Source organism: Paenibacillus sp. Marseille-Q7038 (genome assembly GCF_965111595.1).
The window spans coordinates 2696155-2717777 of record NZ_CBCOOM010000001.1; the positions used below are offsets into that span (position 1 = coordinate 2696155).

A 21623-nucleotide genomic window follows, 5' to 3' on the forward strand; every position below is an offset into this window, starting at 1 on the left:
ATGTCGAAATTCCTGAAACAATGTATTCAGAAACATGATATTTGAGTTTACAACGATTGAATAATAGACATGGGGATGAGGAAATAAGGGGTTATTTCTATGATGCATCAGTCTTTTTCCAATGAATGAAGGGGAGTTTATGATTATGAAGGAATATATTCAGAAGAATAGAATGTTCGGTTTATTTCTATTCCTATTATGTATCGCTTGTTTTTCTACAATGCAAATCAGGGACTTTCTTACTACAGCAGAAGCGAATTCATCTGCCTACAAAATTCGACTGCTCGAAATAACCGATTCCGGGACAACCGACCTATCTTCTCTTAATAAAGAAAAAATAGGGATGACCATTGAAACAATGAGCATGAAAAAATTCGTATCATTACGAAATGAGCTTGATGGTTTATACGATGCAATCTATATCGGCTCCGGGGTGTATAGCACCAAACCTGTTCAAGGGAATGACCATGATACAAAAACAGTGATGAACGATATAACCAAATTGAAGGCAAAGGAAATAATAGATAACTATATTAATAGAGGATTATATGTTTTTTTACATACGCAGCCCTTTAATGAGCAGCAAGGGGGAAAACCAGGAAATCTGTATAACTATTTTAATACATACCGATCTACGGCCGCTCAGCCGAATGTTATATTTGTAGACAATGACTCCTCTGCACAGTTTCTAACAGCACTTAATGAAGGTAGCTCACCTTATTTATCAAAGCTCAAACAAAGACCTAGACTACAAATAACGAATAAAGACTCTATTATTGATTACCAAGTGAACCCGAGTCACATTTATAACATTGGAGATGTATTGAATTTCGAGTTTGAAGTGTCCAATCGGCAAGATTTTGCAAAGCAGCCCATAACTGCGAATCTATATTTAACGGTTGATAAATCTTCAAAGCTCAGCAAAGAACAGATCGTAGCAACCACCACATTAGAAGCAGGTCCAACCGGGAAAATCACTTACAAACTTCCTAAGACTTATTCTGGTTTGCTCTACTGGAAGCTCGAAATTATTGATCAGCTGAATCCCAATCAGCTCAAAGATTATGATACAGGTACCATTCGGTTTCGCGGTAAAAAGACCCAGGTCTCTGTTCTACAGGTCCTTCCTACCAAAGAATCTGTCCGGACGAGCAGTCTGTTATATACAGAAAATATGAATCAAAGCTTTTTGAAAAACGAAGATTATGAACTCGATATTCAAACGAAAACAATGCCCGAGTTCAACGATTATATACAAACAAATTATAATTCCAAACAAGGGTATGGATTAAACGGAACATATGACATGCTGATCTTTGGATTTGCTGACATCTATAATACGAAAGCAGATATCAGTTCATTAGCAGCGGATGGTGTTGTAGAATTTGGCGAAAAAACAAAACAAAGCATTATGTTTACACATGACACGATCTATGCAAGTACAGCGGAGTGGGTAAACAAATTTCAGAAGATGACGGGACAAATAAAACCAGAGACAAATTTAGGTCTGAATGGTCCAAATAAGTCTATTACTGTTGCTGCGGTAAACAGCGGGTTGCTTACGGATTATCCATTCCAACTGGATAAGACAGATGATTCGGTAAATAAGCCGTTATACCGCGTAGCTACTACACATAACCAGTATTTTACACTTGATCTTGAAGATGACTCTGTTGTGCCTTGGTACAATATTTCAGGAGGCAGCCGAGATACAAGTGACAGTTGGAATCATTACTATACCTATTCCAAAGGAAATATCACCTATTCAGGTACAGGGCATATTTTCCAGAGTAACCTCTCTGCTCAGTTTCCCGTCTGGGAACAAAAATTGTTTGTAAATACCATGTACCGTGCTTTTGCAGGGGCAAACCATGCTCCTGAAATCACAATTTTATCACCAGAAAATAATAGCAGCAGACCATCGTACCAAAAGGATTTTTCAGTTAGTTATACGGTGGACGACTGGGACTTTAAAGATCGAAATATTTTGACCAGTATCCAGTTTAAAACGGATGGCGTTGCCTTACCTGATATGTCAGTAAGTAATAAACCCGTTACCACCGGACAGACGATTACACAGACGTTCAAGAACCCGCTCCCCGAGGGAGGAATACTGGAGATCGAAATTACAGCTGAGGATAAACAAGGAGCAAAAGCTGTTCAATCCCTTGTATTACACTTTGAAAAAAAATCAGTGATGCTCGAAACGACACGCCATCTTTCCGATCATATCATTAACAATGAACTTAAGAAAAATGAACCCGTGAGCATCACCTATCAAATTACACCCAAATCCATTCCATACAGTGAGGTGGATAAAGGCATACAAGGCATAGAGAAGTTGGTTTTATCCAATCTGGAGTATTCAGAAACGTTTCCTGCTCAGCTGGACATCGATAATACACCTGATGGTGCAATAACGGTTGGGGACACATCTTCGGGTTATCAGCTTCGTTTACCACTTGGAGATGTTTTCTATGAACTCAAAGATCAGAACGGAGTTAAGATGTATGTTCCAAAGACTCAGGAACCCGTAACTTATACCATAACAGTCAGACCTCTAAGCAAAGGGGTGTATTTACTGGATCAGTCCCAGCTAGAATATGATGATCTTCGTGCAGCAGTACAGTTAGAAGAGGAAAATGGGCAACAAAAAAACAGGGATATATCTGGGCTTTTCCCAGACATGGGTCCTTTATCACCGCTTGGACTCCCGGCTGATCTCTCCTTGTATGCATTGAATGATGTTCAGAATTCTGAGTTCTCTTTTCATGGAAGGGTTATTGCGGGAGGTAATATTACTTTAGGTAGTTTTAGCATCGGCGAAAAATTAGAAGAGGTCGCCAATTCAACCTATTCTATCATTGCTCTAAAGTCACTAAATCTTGGAAATGGTTCTGTAAAGTATGGTAAAGTAGCATACGGTACAACACTAAATACTCCACAATACCATAATTACCAGACTGTAAAAGAAGTTAATTTATCCGCTGATAATCTAAATCGGCGCCTTCTCTCCTTATCAGAGCAGTTGTCGAAACTTCCAGCTACAGCTGAACCCAAGGTATATAGTGAAGATTTTTCCAATGTTCCTGGTGAAGATTTTTCCAAGTGTCAGCTCATATTATATGGAAAAGATGAGACAGTAAATATTTTTCATGTAACAAAGAAATTGTTAGCTACATCCAGTTCCACTTGTATTTCTGCTCCTGCCGGCTCTACTGTGATTATGAATGTAGACGGTTCATCAGCAACTATGAGCGGCGGACTTAAACTCATGAATGTCGAATCAAATCATGTATTGTATAACTTTTACAACGCTTCTTCGGTTTCAACAACATCAATTGATGTGTTTGGTTCTATTCTAGCTCCAAAAGCCAATTATGAACTTAAGGGTAATGTCTTTGGTACCGTTATCGTACGTAATATGGCACACGACAGTGGTTATTCGATCCAGACAAGCCCGTTTCAAGGCAACATTGATTTGCCATCAACCGAACCAGAAATACCAGCACTACCAGAACCGTCAGATCCATCGGAGTCATTAGAACCCACTACACGGGTCACTTCTTTGTTCCCGACCTTGTTACTCAAAGCTGTGGTCAAAGTAGAGAAAATTGAGGCCGAAGGTATAACGATTCTAGTCGATACGGAGCATAAGATCACGCCAACTGTACTTCCAGAAGATGCAGATAATAAATTGCTGCAGTGGAGAAGTCTGAATCCTGATATAGCTACAGTTTCTAATGAGGGAGTCGTTCGTGGTCTGAAGGGCGGGATCGCAAAACTAGAAGTTTCTGCTATAGACGGAAGCGGTGTGACTGCAATTGTAACTATCAAGGTTATCAACCGAAGTTTAACTATTCTTGGACCTACTACAGCAAAAACAAAAGAAATATTCTCTCTTGAAGCGATCTATATCACAGCTAGCGAAAATGTAACCGGTTATCGGTGGGAGGTAAAAACCGCTAACGGACAGAGTAATTCCGATAAGGTTGCCTTACATCCGAATCTAAATGACCAAAGTAAAATCGATATCTCAGCGATAAATAAGGGAACTGTCACCATCATGGTCACTGCCTTGACAGATCAGTTTCCAAATGGTTTTCTATCAAGCGAACACACGATCACAATTAGCGAGCGTATCAATGAGATTTTCATTGATGGACCAAGCCAAGTAATGGTTGGAGATCCAATAACTCTCCATGCTGGTACTAATCCCCATAACCCAGATGTAAAGCATTTTATATGGTCCTTAACGGGGGATGACAAAACATACGCTACGCTAACCCCTTCAGATGATGGAAGAAGCGCGATCCTAAGGGGAGTCAAATCAAAAGATAAGGTTGAAGTAAAACTCTCACTAAGTGATGACGAAGGATCTCCTCCATTAACTGCTGTTAAATGGGTGAGCATTAATCCGAGACTCGAAGGTCTGCATTTATCAGATACCACACTTGATATTGGGGGTTCTGAAAATTTGTTGCTGAATAAACTAACAGCTTTCCCAATTGATTTTGATCCCTATCTACTAAAAGACAGACTGACTTGGTCCAGCAGTGCTCCTTCTGTTGTTTCGATAAATGAAATGGGTATTGTCACTGGAATAAAAAAAGGCTTCGCGACGATTACCGTTACTTACGACAGTCCCCAAGCTGGACAGAATACAGTTACAGCCAAAGGCACCGTAAAAGTTAATGCAAAGGTCAGCGATGATCGATACTAAACTAAAACAAAATAACCCGTGCAGGGAGAGAACCTTATTCACTCCCTGCACGGGTTATTTTTTCGCTTATTTACAAATATGTTATTCTAATTTAATTTGATTGCCCCCACTTGGACACTCATCTGATTCACCCTAGGAAGACCCTGTTGCTGCTGCCGGTAGACTTCCTCATTATATTTGGCCGAGAACCGAATCAGATCGGTCCCGGGCGTTATTTGAATAACTCCATTCCCTGCAGACGTCTCTCCACGCACTGCATTGACCGTAAGATCTCCTTTGGCAAAGAAGCCGCCGCTTAAAGAAAGGATCGAACCTACCCCATAGAGCTCTGCTGTTGAATCAGTATAGAAGAAAGCCTGTATTACTTCCGTATTACTCTGAAAAGCATCCAGCCGGTTAATAAGTACCGCACCTTCCGACATCACTACCCCAGAACCGCTGATCGTTGCATCCTCCACCAGAGTTGCGTATTCCTTTCCTCCTGATGGTCCTAGGACGAATATGGTTGAATCAAGCTGAACATTACCTCTAATCTGCAATTTTCCTGTAACAAGCATATTCGCCTGAATCAATATAGGCGTGTCCTTATAATTATTAATCGTTAAATCTCCGTCTACAACAAACCACTTATTACTTTTGGACCCGTATTGAATTCCTATTAGTTCTACGCCATCATAGGTTAGATCGCCGCGGTAGATAAAAGACTTCTCCGGTTTTGTAAAACGTTCGATTTGGCTTTTGTAATAAGCCCAGGCATTCTGATCTTCTGGTTTATCTGATTGTTCAGGAACACCCGGTTTTATCGGGATTTCATCTGGCGCATCATAAGCCATAGGATAGTTCCGCAGAAACTCACCTAACGTATGATTATTCATGTGATTTCGAATAAGTGGTCTGTCAATTGCTGAGTCTTTTAAAGACTCTATAACTTTATCTACAAAGGACTCTCTTACGTTCAGCTGTACGAATTTGCGATGATTTTTAACACGTAGTTGTTTCTCCGGGATAATGAATTCACTACTCGATTTTTCGCCAAGCCATTCTTCGGCACTTTTCGTAGAGTCGTTCAAAGTGTATAAGACCTGTCTAAGTGATTGGATATGCGCTTCTCCATCCAGCTGAAAAGGAGCTGAATACAACGTATGTATATTCTCAGACTGATAATAGTACTCCGCCTTATCCCCAATCCTTAGTTCATTCCCTGCATAAATATTTCCTTGAATATAAGGAGAACCATTAATAGTCAAATTGCTTTCTGAACCTAATGTATATTTCAGAAAATCAGGATAAGTATCATACGTAATATCTTGCGTGAGTTCACGCTGAACTCCATTTACCTCTGCCTCTACGGTCAACGTCACATTATAGGCTGTTGCCTGATGTTGATAACTTATTTTCTCATAATCCAGTTGAAGCAGCTTACCTGTTGCATTTGTCAGCTCTGTACTGGTCATAAGGTCTTTATAAGATCCATTCTTTAAACCAGATAAATAGAGATCTATTTTTTGTTCTAGTTCTCCTTGAGTGCTGTTTATACTATCCGTGACAATCAACTGCAAGTTAGAAGTCATACCCGCGATAACTTCTTCTAGTGTTTTCTCAGCCAGATGTAAACTTTGTACATCATTTTCCCGAGTTTCTGCCCGCTGAGCACCTCCGACTGCGGCACTTAATACAGCAGCCCCGAGGATAGTAAGCAGCAAGGCAATAAACATAACGAGCACAAGCGCAGAACCATGTTCAGCAGAAGAAGCTTTCACTACAATTTTCTTTACTCGTAATGAAAAGAAACGAGCTTTTTTATTAAAATCAGACATGTGCTTGTTCTCCTAAAATCCAAATTTACTCTCTAGTTCAAGCGAATAATCACGATCATTCTCCTGTCTTTGCAGTACCAGTTTGATATAGATAAGCCCACTCTCACAGTAAGCATCATTCTGACAAAGCCTTTCATCTGCCGTTTTTGCCACAATGATGGATTGATCAAGTGCGGCTTGTATTGAAGTAGTAGCTGTGCTAGATATGTATTCTTCCTCTTCAGCCAAAGCGGTTGTAGATGTATATTCTCCTATCACTAGACTTCCTTCTCGTATAGCAATTTCTCGATGTTCCTGGTTACCTGCTTGTTCTCTGCTAAGAATGATACCTTCCTTACTATTTTCGATAGATTCCGGAGCAAAGGTATATAATTCCGTCATAATGGACGACATGATGAGATCCCCCTCATCCCGCAGCGCATTATCGGTAGTAATGCGGTTATACTCACGGAATCCAGAGAACGTAATAACCGAGATCAGTCCAACTAGGATCGTAAAAATCGTAATAGACGCGATTAATTCAACAAGGGTAAAACCCGCATCCTGATGCAGGTTATCTTCTGATTTTTTCATCTGTAATATAACCCTCCACTACGGCTTCGCTTCTATGTCCTCTTGGTCCCCCAGGTCCAGTAACGGTAACTTTCACTGGCAGTAAATAACTCGCTGACGTTTCACGGCCTTGCGCAGAATCTATACCAATGTGGACATCCAAACTCTTAAGTGTAGTACCATCCTTTAATTGCTGATGAAGCTTCGACTGATACGAAATAACAAGCTCATATTGCACATTATTCACCTTCGGATTCAGTACCTCTGGAAGAGAGTGAGCATTCACGAATAAAGAATTATACTCACACTTCGCCACCTGGATGCAGGAACTCCCTTTTATAATCGGCGATACTTCTTTATCTGCTGTGAAGTACTCCTTCATCTTCGTAAAATCCTGCTTTTCCAAATAAACCAAGGCGTTCCGCGCTAAATTCACCATGACTGTCTTGTTCTGATTCGATTTGGCATAGGAATGTGCGTTCATAAAATAGGAAACAACAACTAGAGAAACAATAGACAAAATAATGGTAGCTGCAAGTACTTCCACCAATGTGAACCCCTGCTCTTTCTGAATTTGTGCTTTCAAGGCATATATCCCTCACGATCTTTAGCTATCTGTTTTCGCCTTACAGGGAGATTATGTAATGAATTATTCACACTGCTTCATTCTTCTTTATGTATCGACATTTCGGAAAACTGCTACACCCATAAAAAGGACCTCTTGAACTGCTTCGTAGTACTAGGAGATTCCCACACTTGGGGCACGTGAATTGTTTTGTTTGAGCATCAATAATCACTTCACTAGGCTCGGGTATCGGCTTACCCTTGTTCTTCATTACTAGGATCATCTCTATTAAAGTATCTCGGTTAATGAATTTTACTCGATTCGAACTTGCAAGGTTACGTGCAGCCTCGGTATAATCACTGCTCGTTACTACCCAAGCCTCTGTAGCCCCGTAATGAGCAATAGCAGCCTGAGCTTCTTGTACCGCTTTGATATTACTGTAACGCTTGGCTTGTACAACAATTTTACTTCCTGCCTTCTCCAAGATCAGATCAGCCCCATAATCTCCGGCTGCTTTCGTAACTTGAGTCTTGTAACCATGTGCGGTAAACAAATGACTTAGATATTTCTCAAATTGAATCCCATCCAACTGATCAATATCCTCTATTCCTGAGTGTTTGAGCCGTTTGGTTCTTTGATTCTTGTTACTAATTAAAACAGCAATAACAACTCCTACAGAAATTAGGCATACCATGATAGATAAATTAACTGATTTTGTCAGCGCTAACGTACCAAACCCGGTTACTAATAATACAAAAAGAAAGGTCGATTGGATAAGTTCCTCCCGTTGTTTTGCTTTGCTTTTACGCCTGGCCATTTTGAAATCCTCCATCTTTCTTAAATCTAGATATATATTCGATATATAGGACTAAATTCCTGCTACTTAAGACATGTTTAATTAAAATCATTTGCACCGTATTGAAATAAAAAAAGGAAAAACCCTCTTGCATGTCTGCAAGAGGGTTTTTCCTTCATAATGGGCCCTGAGGGACTCGAACCCCCGACCAATCGGTTATGAGCCGACCGCTCTAACCAACTGAGCTAAGGGCCCTGATCATTTCAATTACACATCGAGTAATTGTTGATGAAGCGCTGTAGGTACTTCAATTGCGGGGGCAGGATTTGAACCTGCGACCTTCGGGTTATGAGCCCGACGAGCTACCGAGCTGCTCCACCCCGCGTCATTAATTAATCAAAACAGCGACTTCTAATAATATACACGATGTGCAATAGAAATGTCAAGGCCTTTTTACGGAATAAATCGAACTCCATATCTGCCTTTACGAGATTGATAAACTTCAACCTGTTTAGGATCGTCATGACCGTAAATCCATCCGTCTTGCTCCATCCGTTTAGCCAGGCATCCTGCCTGGAACTTTGAGACATATAGTCTAGCATAATAGATCCAGTTCAACCGAGTCATCTTCCTTTAACTCTACTCTATTTTAAAGCTACTTTAGCAGGATACCCCTCTTTTGTATAAAGTAACCCTTTCTCTCCATAAAAAACTCTGAGCAGAAGCTAAATCGCTGCTACTCAGAGTTACGGATCAAGCATTTATACATACCCACCAATAATATGCTTCTGCCCGTCTATGAAGGTCCTTTAAATTCTGCAATTGCTAACAATACGATCACCATCAATGAAACGAGATAATAAAGGAATAATACGATCAGTGCAGTCCATAATAGCCAAATCAGCAACTTTCGGACCCATTTCATAATACGTACTCTCTCCTAGATGCCCCCTACTGCAATTTATCTTCAAAAGATGCTTTTGGATCTTTTTGCAGTTTAAGCAACATTTCGTTCCCTTCTTTTTGCCATTCTGCCAATGCTTCTTTTGGTGTCTTTTTGTTATCCAGTACTTGTTTGAAATATTTCTGTCCTACTTGATCGACTTGCCATAGATTTGGCATTTTTTGATACAGCTGATTCTGATTTAAATTAACCGGTGGAATTGGTTTTAGTGCATAGAAAGCCCCGATGTTATAATCCAACCCTTCTTTTGGCTTAATGTAACTCTTACGAGACACAAGTTCGTAACTGCTTCTGGCTCTTATCTTTGCCCATTCTTCACCGTTTAAGAATTTAATGAATTCCCATGCATCATCTGGATTCTGAGCACTGCTGTTAATGGCCATTAAATTGCTGAGATAGATATTGCCGCCAACGCCAGGTTTCTCTTGATGAACGGGCGGAGTCACGACATCCCATTCAATAGGGTCAAACTTCTCGTTCTTCTCTGCATACTTATTGTCACTAATTAAACGGGTAACATAACCATAATCAGCTATCACCATCGCCGCACGGCCTTCCATAAACAAGTTACCTTGGAATGGATTAAATTCCTCAGGTGATGACGAACTATTATTCATTGCCTCTTGCCCTGCAAGAACTTTGTCACGAGCAAGCTTGGAAATAGTGGTCCACACCTTTTCCCATGAATCATTATCCACTGTCATTTTTTCCGCCTTTTCATCATAAGTACGCAATTGAAGAGGGGCTGCATAGGTCTGCGCATCATAGAAAGCGTCACTTGCCCATTGATTTAAGGATACGCCAAAAATTTGGTCTTTCCCCTCTCCACTCGTAACACGGCGCGCTTTGTCAAAAATGTCATCCCACGTGGATCCATCAACCGGCGGTTCTACGCCTGCTTTTTGAAAGATTGCCTTGTTATAAAATAAAGCAGAAGAAGAGAATGTCGGAGTTAACGCATAAATACTGTTATCACCTATATCTTTAATTCCGTCCAGTACGGTTGGTACAATATCACTTGTATCAAATTTATCTTCGGCAATGAGAGGATCTAGCTGCTTCAACATATTTTCTTGGATCAAAGACCTCATTGTACTTACATCGCCTATAATAACGTCTACTGGATTATCCCCGGTCAACATCTTCTTCACTGATTCAAGTTGATCCGGCTGTTCCGGTTGTTCCTTTTGGGTGTAATCATAGTACTGATACTCGCTCTGATCAATGGCTGGTACAATCTCAATCGTTATATTGTCGTTTAGCACTTCAAACACATCCGTATACTGCTGACGGAAATAGGAATCATCACTACTTCCATATAGCGTCCCTACTCGTAATACTCGCTCCTGCTCCTGTGATGGTTCGGATGCTGTACAGCCCGCAATCGCCGGTGCAACCAGTGTCATACAAGTAAGCAATGTCACAACAGGACGAGCTAACAAAGACCTCTTTTTCATTAGAAAATCTCCCTCTCTATGGTTACTTCGGTTGCGTAATGACGATGCGCTCCCCATCAAATTCGAGCGTAGCCCGCTCACTGATGGATAGTGCTTCTAAGTACTCTCTTGGTACCTGAAGCCTTCCAGCACGATCAATGATAACAAACGCCTCATGCACCTCTTTACTGCCTGGAACGCGCTCCGTATCGAGACTATCATTTCGTTTCACAAACTCGGTACTCGTCAGTCCATCTCGAATAGCAACAATCCGGTCCACTTTATTCGCAAGCTCTAGATCATGTGTAACAATGACAATACTAATCCCTAGTTCCCGGTTCATTTTACGGAATATATCCATAATACGGTCACTAGTCTCGCTGTCTACCGAACCGGTAGGTTCATCCGCAAGCAGCAGCTTTGGCTTATTAGATAAGGAGATCGCGATCGCCACCCTCTGCTGTTCCCCGCCAGATAGTTGATAAAGTCTTGAATGCATACGATCTTTAAGACCTACCCACTCTAGCAGCTGTTTAGCATATCCACGATCATATTTACCGCCAAGCATCATCGGTGTCTCCACATTCTCAAGCGCCGTCATATAAGGAAGTAAGTTGCGACCGTTGTTCTGCCATATAAATCCGACCGTATGACGTTTATATTCGACGAGCTGAGGTTCTGTCATCTTAAGCAGATCCCAATCACCAACGACAGCAGTTCCTGCAGAAGGGCGATCTAGCCCGCCTAAAATATTTAAAAGCGTAGATTTCCCACTTCCGCTGTTCCCAATGATCGCCATCATTTCTCCGTCCTCAACCGTGAGGTTGAGTCCTTGCAGGGCAACGACTTCCACTTCACTTGATTTATAAATTTTGACCAGACCTTCACAGTGGATCATCTTACCGCTCCTCTCCCATTTTGACGGCTTGATGCACCTTCAGTCTCCGGATTTGCCATAGCAGCATTCCTGCACCAATTAGCAGCATGACAAGCGTCACCGCATACAACTGAAGGGTATCACTTTGTTCAAATACAATCCGAAACGGAGGTACTTGCTGCTTCACATTATCTGTCGTTTGGAGGAAGGGTAAAAATAATCTGCTTGCGAGTTCACCGATCCCAATTCCGAGTACAATCGATAATCCTGCGGTAAAAATCTGTTCTAGTAACAACATCCCGCTGAGCTGTGCCCGAGGCAGACCCATTGCCCGAAGTACCCCAAACTGAACAACACGGCCAGATAAGTTAAAGAACCAATACAGCACATATCCAATAAGTGAGATCAAGATGGATACCAGGAAGCCGAGACTGAGGATACCAAACACACCTCCTCTTGAAGGATGTTTGCCTTCAGCGACGAGTTCAGTCCGTACATCTTTTACAGAAGACAGCTCGATGCCATCTCGCCCAAGTCGCTCAATGAGCGGTGCAACCAGCGCGTCAGGTTCCATTTTGAGCCATACTTCGTATGGAATCATAGGAACTTGATCGTAAATATAATCCAGATTAGTTATAAAAAAGGGCGTCTCATCCGGATACTGAGCAGGCCAGTATGGCAGTATGCCAAACACAACAAAATCCATCATCTGTTCCTGCAAAGCAATAGATAGTACATCTCCACTTTCCAGCTGATACTTCTCTGCAAACCCGGACGGAATGATGACTGCTCCCTCATAATGACCCAGCAGGTCTAGATATTTATTCGGATGCGCGGGAAACAAATCATTACGGAACCAAGCAACCTCTGCAAAATCAACGTTATCAATGCCCACTACCATACCTTGGCCTGCCGATTTACCTGATATGACTACATTCCCCTTGGTCTGCAGTACTCGCGCAGCATGTTCCACACCAGGGAGCTGGCGAAATACTTCGAAAGGAGGTTCGGAATATATTATTTTACTTGGAGCAAGTGAACCCGAACCGCCGCCTCCAGCTCCACCGCCAGGGTTCTCACCGCCTCCAGCACCTGGGTTACCTCCTCCACCTGTACCTGGTGATCCAGATCCTCCTCCATTACCTGCATTTCCGCCCGTGCTCGGTAACATCTCTGCGGTTCCTTCCCATACCGTCTGCATCACCACATCCGTTCCATAACGGTACAAAGTGCGTTCGGTAGAATTCAGATCAATTGTCCTCGCGGCAGATGCATTATATACACCAAGACCCAAAGTAAGTACGAGCAAGATCATGAGCGGGTAATAAGAAGAAGAGGAGCGAGAAAGCTGTGTTAGCGTAAGGTAGATAGGTACCGGAAAAATTTTACGCCCCATCCAGCTAAGGAACCTGAGAATCCATGGGAAGATACGTAAGAAGAATAATCCTGCTGCAAAAATGAATAGTGCAGGAACAAAGAATAAAAATGGCTGTACTTGAAGCTGATCTGTGGTCATCCCGGTTTGAAATGTCAGCATCTGTCTTTCATAGAACAGGTAGTAACCGTAACCAGCAAGACCTAACAATAAAATATCCATATACCAACGCTGCCAAAAAGGTTTTCTATCACTTCTTGCTTGCCTGCGTTTGGCATCAACAATCGTCGATCTGGCATACCCCATTGCGGGAATAACAGAAGCGATAATCGAAGCAAGTACCGCAACGACACCGAGTAGAATTGCATCTTGTGTGATTCCGATTGGAATCGATTTACGATCTACAAAGGACAGAAACCCACTTGCTGAGCCAATGCTTTTCGCCATAAACCAGCCGAGAAAAGGTCCTGCAACCATTGCTATTGCTCCTAGGACAATGCCCTCTAGTAAATATAGAATGACGATCTGTCTAGCAGAAGCCCCGCGGCTGCGAAGAACGGCGATATCACTTTCCTGCTTTTGTAGAGATTGTCTAGCATTCATCACAATAAAATAAAACACCATCGCAATCATCGGCACCGCTAGTGTAAACAGCATCGTTTGGAGCTGTAAGCTTTGTTTTCGAAAATTAGCAAGTAAATCTCCAAAAGAAATATCCACCTTTGTGTCTTTTAGCTTCTGATAAAGTTCGATATCAAGACGCTCGAGTGTACTGCTTAAGGAAGGAAGCTGACTCGTTTTAATCTGACTAAGATCAAAAACGTAATACCACTTTGATGTTTGTATAGGTACGCTTTGATCTGCAAGGAGATACGTATCAAATAAGCCAGGATCTACATAAAATCCATTCATCATTCCTTCAAAACCCTGAACCCAGTATGGATCAGCTGTATCATCCGGTGTAAATGCACCGACAATTTTGACTCGAAGAGTAAGATCTAATCCGCTGTATACGGGATACTCCATGATATCCCCCACATGCAGATCATTTCGGTACATTCCTTCCTCCAGCATGACGGCTTCAATTAGGTCACCCTGTGCCTGATTTCCGGGAAGTACGCCTTGATTCATCGTGACATGATTTTTGAGATCATTCATTGACCCCAATGTCATGGTACGAATCCGGCTGGCATCTACTTTTTCAGGATCTTCGGGGCTGACTTCGGTACTTCGAATGGATCTGATATTAACATACGTATTGTAATCAAATCCGATCTTTGCAGGAATATCCTGCTGAATGAATCGATCTACATCCTCAAGAGACCTTAGATCCGTTTTACTCCCGCCGGGAGCTTGATAGCTCATAAGCAATGAACCAGCTGGCATACCGCTGCTTTCATCCTCAAGCGACTCAGCAACAACCCGCTTCAGTGCGCCATCGGCATACATAGGAATGCTCACCGTGAAGCCAACGGCGACAATAAGACCAATCAAGGTACTTAATGTCAGCCAGCGTGTATTCCACATTTTGCGAGACAATAGTCGTAACAGGGGGATACCTTTCATTACCTTCCAACCACCTTCTGCCCTGGTGTAAGCCCTTTGAGAATTTCCACATCGGTGGATGTCTGCTGACCTGCTTCTACATCCACTTCTCGTTTACTCCCATCCGCTTCTACCACTTGGACATACGTTCTTGAACCAATAGAGCGAAGAGCAGAAATCGGAATCAGTACGGCATCCTCTTTGCGCTTCGTTACGACACTCACCGTTAGTGGTGTCCCTCTGTTTAGTCCCTTAGGCCATTTATTCATCTCAACAATAACGTATGTATCTAGCGACTCTTGCGCAGGAGGTGTACCCTCTCCTCCATTATTTCCTCCATTTGAATCAGATCCCAGATTCACCGGCATCACTTTAATCGTACCCTGATGCACACCAGCTCCGTTAATATCCACCTCAGCCTTCATACCTGCAGCAATAACCTCCAGATCTTGCTTCGCAAAGGTAGCTGCAACGACCAGATTAGTTGTATCCGCAATGGTAGCAATCGGATCATATGCTTTTACGGCTGTTCCCTTTTCAACTTCAACGCTAAGTACTGTACCGCTAAAAGGTGATCCAAGTGTAGACTTACCGACTTGTTCCTCAAGGTCCGAAAGTTCCTGTCTCTGTTCTTCAAAAGTAATGACCGCTTCTTCGTACTCCACAGGATCCATTTCCTCTTTTTTACGAAGGGTCTCTTTCATCTGCACTTCGGATTTGCGAATTTGCAGTTTCTTTTGACGAATTTGTTTAGTTAGTTCCTCTACATCCAAAACCGCAATTTGCTGTCCTGCCTTTACCTTATCCCCGGGCTTCACATATAGTTCCTTCACATGCATGCCATCGAGTGTAAAATACGCCTTCTCCTCCCGCTGACTCATGAGTTTTCCAGAACCCGACACTTTCGTCTCAATGGTTTCGGTTCTCACTTCATATTCAGGTTTCTTGGAGATCGTCGGCGGTGTAATCGGCGGAAGCACTTCCTCTTCCGGCTCAGCTGGAAGTAAGGAGCAACCGGCCAAAGACAGGCTTAGTGTTCCGATTAAAAAAAACTTGGTCCATCGTTTACCCGCCCTAGGCAGGTGGTTATTATGTAATAAATTTTCCGTCCACCATCTCGTAAACATGGTCTGCAACCTCCAAAATCGTAGGATCATGTGTCGTCATACAGACACTGACTTCTTCTGTGGCAATAATGTTTCGGAATACTGCCATAATCTGAGCTCCCATTTTGGAGTCCAGTTCAGCAGTCGGTTCATCAGCCAACAGCAGCTTAGGTCTGTGAGCAATCGCTTTGGCAATGGCAACACGTTGCTGTTCCCCGCCTGACAATTCAAATGGCCTGTGTTTCGCTCGTTTCGTAAGACCTACCATTTCAAGACAGTAAGCAACACGCTGGTTCCATTCCCCCTTAGGAACACCTGCCATACGAAGTGACAGCTCTACATTCTCCCAAGCAGACAACAGCGGCATGAGAGCGTATGCCTGAAAAATAAAGCCAATCTCCTGCCTCCTCATCCGGGTGCGAGCTGCATCGCCTGCTTCATGAAAAGCTCTCCCGTCAAAATAAATCTCCCCGCTTGTCGGCTGGTCCAGTCCTCCCAGCATATTAAGAAGGGTTGTCTTTCCTGAACCTGAGCGACCTTTTAACATAACGAGCTGCTGGGGCTGCACCTCCATATTAATTCCTCTCAGTACATGAATTGCTCTTCCGCCCGCTTCAAAACTGCGGTGTACTTCATGTACCTGAAGTACAGGACCACTAGGGATCTCTTCCTGATCTGCTTTTTGTTCCAATACTGCGGGCTCATCTTTTATATCAACCTGCTCCTCTAGAGCAATCCTCTCTGTCTCATCCACTGTTGATTTACGTTCTTCTTTGGCTTTTCGAAAGGGTATTCGAATCGTAACTCCCCCCTGCATAATAAGGAAATTAATATACTGTAATGACAAATATTTCTATCTCGCATTATAAACGACATAAATGAGGAAGAAGTTACAACCTTTTAAAGATATTTTTATATTCAGGTTCATAAAACAAGGATAATCAGAACCTATTGCTTGTTAAAAATCAGATTTCTGCTTGAGTATAGTTATCTTCACAACACAAAAAGAGAGTGTCCCTTTTTAAGAGGAACACTCTCTTTTCTCATACTATAAATATATTGTATTCAGAATTTGTCACTTTATTTAGATGTACGAAACCGTTCAATCCAAAACTCATGATTAAAGTAAACTAGAGATATTATGAAATTAATTTACCTAAACACCAAACGCCGCAGGGTTCTCTCTCCAAGAACGAAGAAGAGCGATATCTTGCTCGGCAATCGCTCCTTCACGCAGCGCTACATCAAGAAGTGCAGAATAGTTAGACAAGGTTTGAAGGGCAATTCCTGCTTCCTCAAAGCCATTCACTGCACGATCCAGCTGGTAGCTGAAGATCGCAAGTACAGCCAGAACCTTAGCGCCGGATTGCTCAACTGCTTGTGCAGCTTTGATGGAACTTCCACCTGTTGAGATGAGATCCTCAATGACAATCACTTTTTGTCCTTCTTTAACAAGTCCTTCGATCTGATTCTCTTTACCATGTCCTTTCGCTTTATCACGAATATAGATCATAGGCAGATCCAATTTCTGAGCTACAAAAGCTGCATGAGGAATACCTGCTGTTGCCGTTCCTGCAATGACTTCTGTGTCCGGATACTGCTCACGGATGAGAGTGGCGAAGGATTCTGCAATCAGATCACGGATTTCTGGATAAGACATCGTCAGACGATTGTCGCAATAGATGGGAGATTTAATACCGGAAGTCCAAGTAAAAGGATCATTCGGGCGTAAAGCCACAGCTTCAATACTTAGAAGGGCGGATGCTATTTTTTCTGCGATGGTTGTCGTTGTCATGCGTTCATCATCTCCTCAATAATTTGTTCTGCTGCTGCTCTTGGATCAGTTGCTGCCGTAATCGGTCTTCCGACAACAATAAATTGAGTTCCGCCTGCAATGGCTTCTTGCGGTGTAGTTACTCTGGACTGATCACCTGCTGCACTGCCTCGTGGTCTAATTCCCGGAGTTACCGTAATAAAATCTGTTCCACACGCTTCGTGAATACTGCCCGCTTCTAGGGGAGATGCCACAACTCCGTGCAGTCCTGCTTCCTTAGCAAGCTGTGCATATCTTACAACCGTATCCTGAACTTGTCCTGGGATACCGATCTCCTCATTCATCGTCTGCTGATCTGTGCTCGTCAGCTGAGTCACAGCAATAATGGTAGGAAGCAGCATACCTTCCTCATCTGCTGCCTGCTTTGCTCCTTCTAGTGCAGCACGCATCATCGCAGCGCCGCCTCCGGCATGCACGTTAAACATATCTACGCCGAGCCTAGTTACACTGTGGGAACCTCCGCGAACCGTGTTAGGAATATCATGCATTTTCACGTCCAAGAATACCGAGTATCCTTTTTCTTTGAGTTCACTAACAAATTCTGGTCCCGCTGTGTAAAACAGCTGCATCCCTACTTTCATATAGCAAGGAATCCCGTGCAGTTTCTCTACCAGCTCTCTTGCTTCGTTTGCGTTAGGATAATCCAGAGCAACCATCAAGCGTTCAGCCATTTGTTTATATTCAGGTGTCATGTGTCATGCTCCTTCGCTAACGTAATTTTGTTCCTATCCGTGATAAAGGACATCAAGTCCAGCCCAAAGTATTATGGGCTGACCGATGTCCTACTGTACAATTCACTAGAATCTATGCGTAATTAGCGGCTAAACGTCGGCATGGATTCCGAGGAGAAGTTAATCGTCTCCAGCATTTGCAGAAGTGCACGAACGGTATCCAAGGAAGTCATACATACCACACCATTCTCTACCGCTTCACGGCGGATCCGGAATCCATCACGTTGTGGCGTTTTACCTTTAGTCAGTGTATTAAAGACAAAGTTTGCTTCGCCCGTACGGATCATATCGAGAATATTCGGCGTACCTTCGCTAAGCTTATTCACGGTTTGGACAGGGATACCTGCTTCCTCAAGGGCTGCTGCTGTACCGCCTGTAGCGATAATTTTGTAACCCAGTTTAAAGAATCCGCTAAGCAGTGAAACTGCCTCGTCTTTATCCTTGTCAGCTATCGTTGCAATGATTGCGCCAGAAGAAGGAATCTTCATTCCTGCACCGATCAATCCTTTATAAAGTGCTTTCGCATACTGAACATCACGGCCCATTACTTCACCGGTTGATTTCATTTCAGGTCCAAGCGTAGGTTCTACTCGGCGTAGTTTTGCAAAAGAGAACACCGGCACTTTAACCGATACATGCTCGCTTTCTGGCCACAGGCCATCTACATAATCTTGATCCGCCAGTTTTTCACCTAGGATCGCTTGTGTTGCAAGGTTCGCCATAGGAATACCTGTTACTTTGCTCAGGAATGGTACCGTTCTAGAAGATCTAGGATTCACTTCAATTACGTACACATCATCTTTGTAGATGACGAACTGGATATTTACAAGTCCAATGGTTTTAAGTTCTTTGGCAATATTGATCGTGATGTTAACCACTTTTTCTTTCAAATGTGCTTCCAGATGCTGTGGTGGGTATACCGCAATCGAGTCACCGGAGTGAACTCCTGCGCGTTCGATGTGTTCCATGATCCCTGGAATCAGTACCGTTTCTCCATCACAGATTGCATCCACTTCTACCTCTTTACCAAGCATATAACGGTCAATCAGTACCGGATGATCAGGATTGATTTTCACCGCTTGTTCCATATAACTCAGCAGTTCAGTGTCGGAGTAGACGATTTCCATTGCACGTCCCCCAAGGACATAAGAAGGACGAACCAGTACAGGGTAGCCTATACTTTGTGCAGTGACTACGGCATCATCTACCGTCGTTACGGTTTTACCAAGAGGCTGTGCAATATCTAGTCTAGTGAGTAGAGCTTCAAATTTCTTACGATCTTCTGCTTCATCAATGCTGGCAAGATCTGTTCCCAGGATTTTAACCCCTGCCGCTGCAAGCGGTGCAGCCAGGTTAATTGCGGTCTGACCACCGAACTGTACAATCACACCTATTGGTTTTTCTTGTTCAATCACGTTCATTACATCTTCAAAGAACAATGGCTCAAAGTAGAGACGATCTGATGTATTGAAGTCCGTAGATACGGTCTCTGGGTTATTATTAATAATAACAGCTTCGTACCCAGCATTTTGAATCGCCCATACCGCATGTACGGTAGAGTAGTCGAACTCAATTCCCTGTCCGATACGGATTGGACCAGAACCTAGTACTACGATTTTCTCTTTTGCAGATGGAATGACTTCATTCTCTGTTTCATAACTAGAGTAGTAGTAAGGTGTGACCGCTTCAAATTCAGCCGCACATGTATCTACCATTTTGTATACAGGACGCAGCTGCATTCTTTCACGCATCTCGCGAACTTCCTTCTCTGTTGTGAATGCTTCACCCGGCTGTCCCTCAGCGCGAATCTCCGCAATCGAACGATCTGTGAGTCCTATACGTTTTGCCTGGTAGAGCATTTCTTTGCTCAGTTCTTTTTCGGAACGAATCTGATCTTCGAATTTGATAATTCCTTCGATTTTATCAAGGAACCACCAATCAATTTTGGTAAGATCCTGAATCTCTTGCAGGGTATAACCGCGGCGGAATGCTTCCGCTACGAGGAACATACGCTCATCGTCTGGCTTGTTAAGACGCGTTCTCAGTACTTCGTCTTCAAGCTGAGCTGCATCTTTCAAATGAATACGGTGTGCTCCAATTTCAAGCGAGCGAACTGCTTTGTGAATCGATTCTTCAAAGGTACGGCCAATGGCCATTACTTCGCCCGTTGCTTTCATCTGCGTGCCTAGTTTACGGTTTGCAGATACAAATTTATCAAATGGCCAGCGTGGAATTTTGCTTACGATATAATCCAATGTTGGCTCGAAGAATGCATAAGTTTGGCCCGTTACCGGGTTAATAATTTCGTCAAGGGTGTAGCCCATTGCTATTTTAGCTGCCATCTTCGCAATTGGATAACCTGTTGCTTTGGATGCAAGAGCTGAAGAGCGGCTTACACGTGGATTTACTTCAATTACATAGTACTGGAAGCTTTGTGGATCCAGGGCAAACTGAACGTTACAACCGCCTTCGATATTGAGGGCGCGAATGATTTTAATTGATGCTGTACGCAGCATCTGGTACTCACGATCAGACAGCGTCTGGCTCGGTGCCACAACGATACTGTCTCCCGTATGAACACCCACGGGGTCAAAGTTCTCCATGTTACATACAACGATACAGTTGTCATTCGCATCACGCATAACTTCATACTCTACTTCTTTCATACCGGCGATACTTTTCTCAACCAAACATTGTCCAATAGGGCTATAACGAAGTCCAGAAGCAACAATCTCACGAAGTTCTTCTTCTGTTGCACAAATTCCGCCGCCTGTTCCGCCGAGGGTATATGCAGGACGGACAATAATTGGATAACCAATGTCATTCGCAAAATCGATAGCTTCATTAAGCGTCGTTACAATTACACTCTCAGGAACCGGCTGTTCTAGTTCACGCATTAGATCACGGAACAAGTCACGGTCTTCTGCTTTTTCGATGGAAGTGAGCTGTGTACCCAGAAGTTTTACATTTTCGCTCTCCAGCACTCCAGCGCGAGCTAATTCAACCGCCATATTAAGACCTGTTTGACCGCCAAGCGTTGGAAGCAGTCCATCTGGACGCTCCTGACGAATGATTTGTGTTACAAAATCAAGCGTAATCGGCTCGATATATACTTTATCTGCCATATTGCTGTCTGTCATGATCGTTGCAGGGTTACTATTGATGAGAACAACTTCCACGCCTTCTTCTTTAAGTGCTTGACATGCTTGCGTTCCTGCATAATCAAACTCTGCTGCCTGACCGATTACGATCGGACCGGAGCCAATAACAAGAATTTTCTTGAGGTCTGTATTTTTCGGCAT

At 43.0% G+C, this 21623-nt stretch carries 15 protein-coding genes and 2 tRNA genes; 1 reads left to right on the top strand and 16 read right to left on the bottom strand.

All coding sequences use genetic code 11. The features are described 5' to 3' along the window. The first annotated feature begins 145 nt into the window (after positions 1-145). Entirely contained in the window at positions 146-4723 is a 4578-nt protein-coding gene (locus ACWPWY_RS12875; RefSeq protein WP_454192044.1) for a DUF5057 domain-containing protein, read from the top strand. 86 nt (positions 4724-4809) lie between these two features. Here ACWPWY_RS12875 and ACWPWY_RS12880 read toward each other — a convergent pair whose 3' ends face one another. The 16 genes from ACWPWY_RS12880 to carB form a co-directional block, all read right to left on the bottom strand. Then, positions 4810-6540 carry a hypothetical protein gene (locus ACWPWY_RS12880; RefSeq protein WP_454192045.1) on the bottom strand — a complete coding sequence of 577 codons (1731 nt, stop codon included), beginning with the start codon at positions 6538-6540 and terminating at the stop codon, positions 4810-4812. 12 nt (positions 6541-6552) lie between these two features. After that, positions 6553-7113, bottom strand: coding sequence for a pilus assembly FimT family protein (locus ACWPWY_RS12885; RefSeq protein WP_454192046.1), 561 nt, complete (start codon positions 7111-7113; stop codon positions 6553-6555). Further along, complete coding sequence (locus ACWPWY_RS12890) at positions 7094-7678, bottom strand: PulJ/GspJ family protein (protein ID WP_454192047.1); 585 nt, start codon at positions 7676-7678, stop codon at positions 7094-7096. Before ACWPWY_RS12890 ends, ACWPWY_RS12885 begins: the two co-directional genes overlap by 20 nt. Before the next feature lie 67 nt (positions 7679-7745). Continuing rightward, positions 7746-8474: a restriction endonuclease gene (locus ACWPWY_RS12895; RefSeq protein ID WP_454192048.1), complete on the bottom strand. Its 729-nt coding sequence runs from the start codon at positions 8472-8474 to the stop codon at positions 7746-7748. A 160-nt stretch (positions 8475-8634) separates the two neighbouring features. After that, positions 8635-8708: transfer RNA gene (locus ACWPWY_RS12900), tRNA-Ile, on the bottom strand. Between the two features lie 56 nt (positions 8709-8764). After that, a tRNA-Met gene (locus tag ACWPWY_RS12905) sits at positions 8765-8838 on the bottom strand. Between the two features lie 68 nt (positions 8839-8906). Continuing rightward, complete coding sequence (locus ACWPWY_RS12910) at positions 8907-9071, bottom strand: hypothetical protein (RefSeq protein ID WP_454192049.1); 165 nt, start codon at positions 9069-9071, stop codon at positions 8907-8909. 178 nt (positions 9072-9249) lie between these two features. Next, a complete protein-coding gene (locus tag ACWPWY_RS12915) occupies positions 9250-9378 on the bottom strand; it encodes a hypothetical protein (protein WP_454192050.1) in 129 nt (42 codons plus the stop codon). A gap of 26 nt (positions 9379-9404) precedes the next feature. After that, entirely contained in the window at positions 9405-10874 is a 1470-nt protein-coding gene (locus ACWPWY_RS12920) for an ABC transporter substrate-binding protein (protein ID WP_454192051.1), read from the bottom strand. A 22-nt stretch (positions 10875-10896) separates the two neighbouring features. Next, positions 10897-11751, bottom strand: coding sequence for an ABC transporter ATP-binding protein (locus tag ACWPWY_RS12925; protein WP_454192052.1), 855 nt, complete (start codon positions 11749-11751; stop codon positions 10897-10899). A 1-nt stretch (position 11752) separates the two neighbouring features. Next, positions 11753-14671, bottom strand: a complete 2919-nt coding sequence (locus tag ACWPWY_RS12930) for an ABC transporter permease (protein WP_454192053.1) — start codon at positions 14669-14671, stop codon at positions 11753-11755. Next, positions 14671-15777, bottom strand: a complete 1107-nt coding sequence (locus ACWPWY_RS12935) for an efflux RND transporter periplasmic adaptor subunit (RefSeq protein ID WP_454192054.1) — start codon at positions 15775-15777, stop codon at positions 14671-14673. The genes ACWPWY_RS12930 and ACWPWY_RS12935 overlap by 1 nt, the downstream gene beginning before the upstream one ends. After that, positions 15740-16603 (bottom strand): ABC transporter ATP-binding protein, encoded by an 864-nt coding sequence (locus ACWPWY_RS12940; RefSeq protein WP_454192055.1) that lies wholly within the window; start codon positions 16601-16603, stop codon positions 15740-15742. Before ACWPWY_RS12940 ends, ACWPWY_RS12935 begins: the two co-directional genes overlap by 38 nt. A 309-nt stretch (positions 16604-16912) precedes the next feature. Continuing rightward, a complete protein-coding gene (pyrE, locus tag ACWPWY_RS12945) occupies positions 16913-17551 on the bottom strand; it encodes an orotate phosphoribosyltransferase (RefSeq protein ID WP_454192056.1) in 639 nt (212 codons plus the stop codon). Next, positions 17548-18282: an orotidine-5'-phosphate decarboxylase gene (gene pyrF, locus ACWPWY_RS12950; RefSeq protein WP_454192057.1), complete on the bottom strand. Its 735-nt coding sequence runs from the start codon at positions 18280-18282 to the stop codon at positions 17548-17550. Before pyrF ends, pyrE begins: the two co-directional genes overlap by 4 nt. Before the next feature lie 122 nt (positions 18283-18404). After that, the gene (carB, locus tag ACWPWY_RS12955) at positions 18405-21623 is read right to left on the bottom strand and encodes a carbamoyl-phosphate synthase large subunit (RefSeq protein ID WP_454192058.1); all 3219 of its coding nucleotides are present in this window, start codon (positions 21621-21623) and stop codon (positions 18405-18407) included.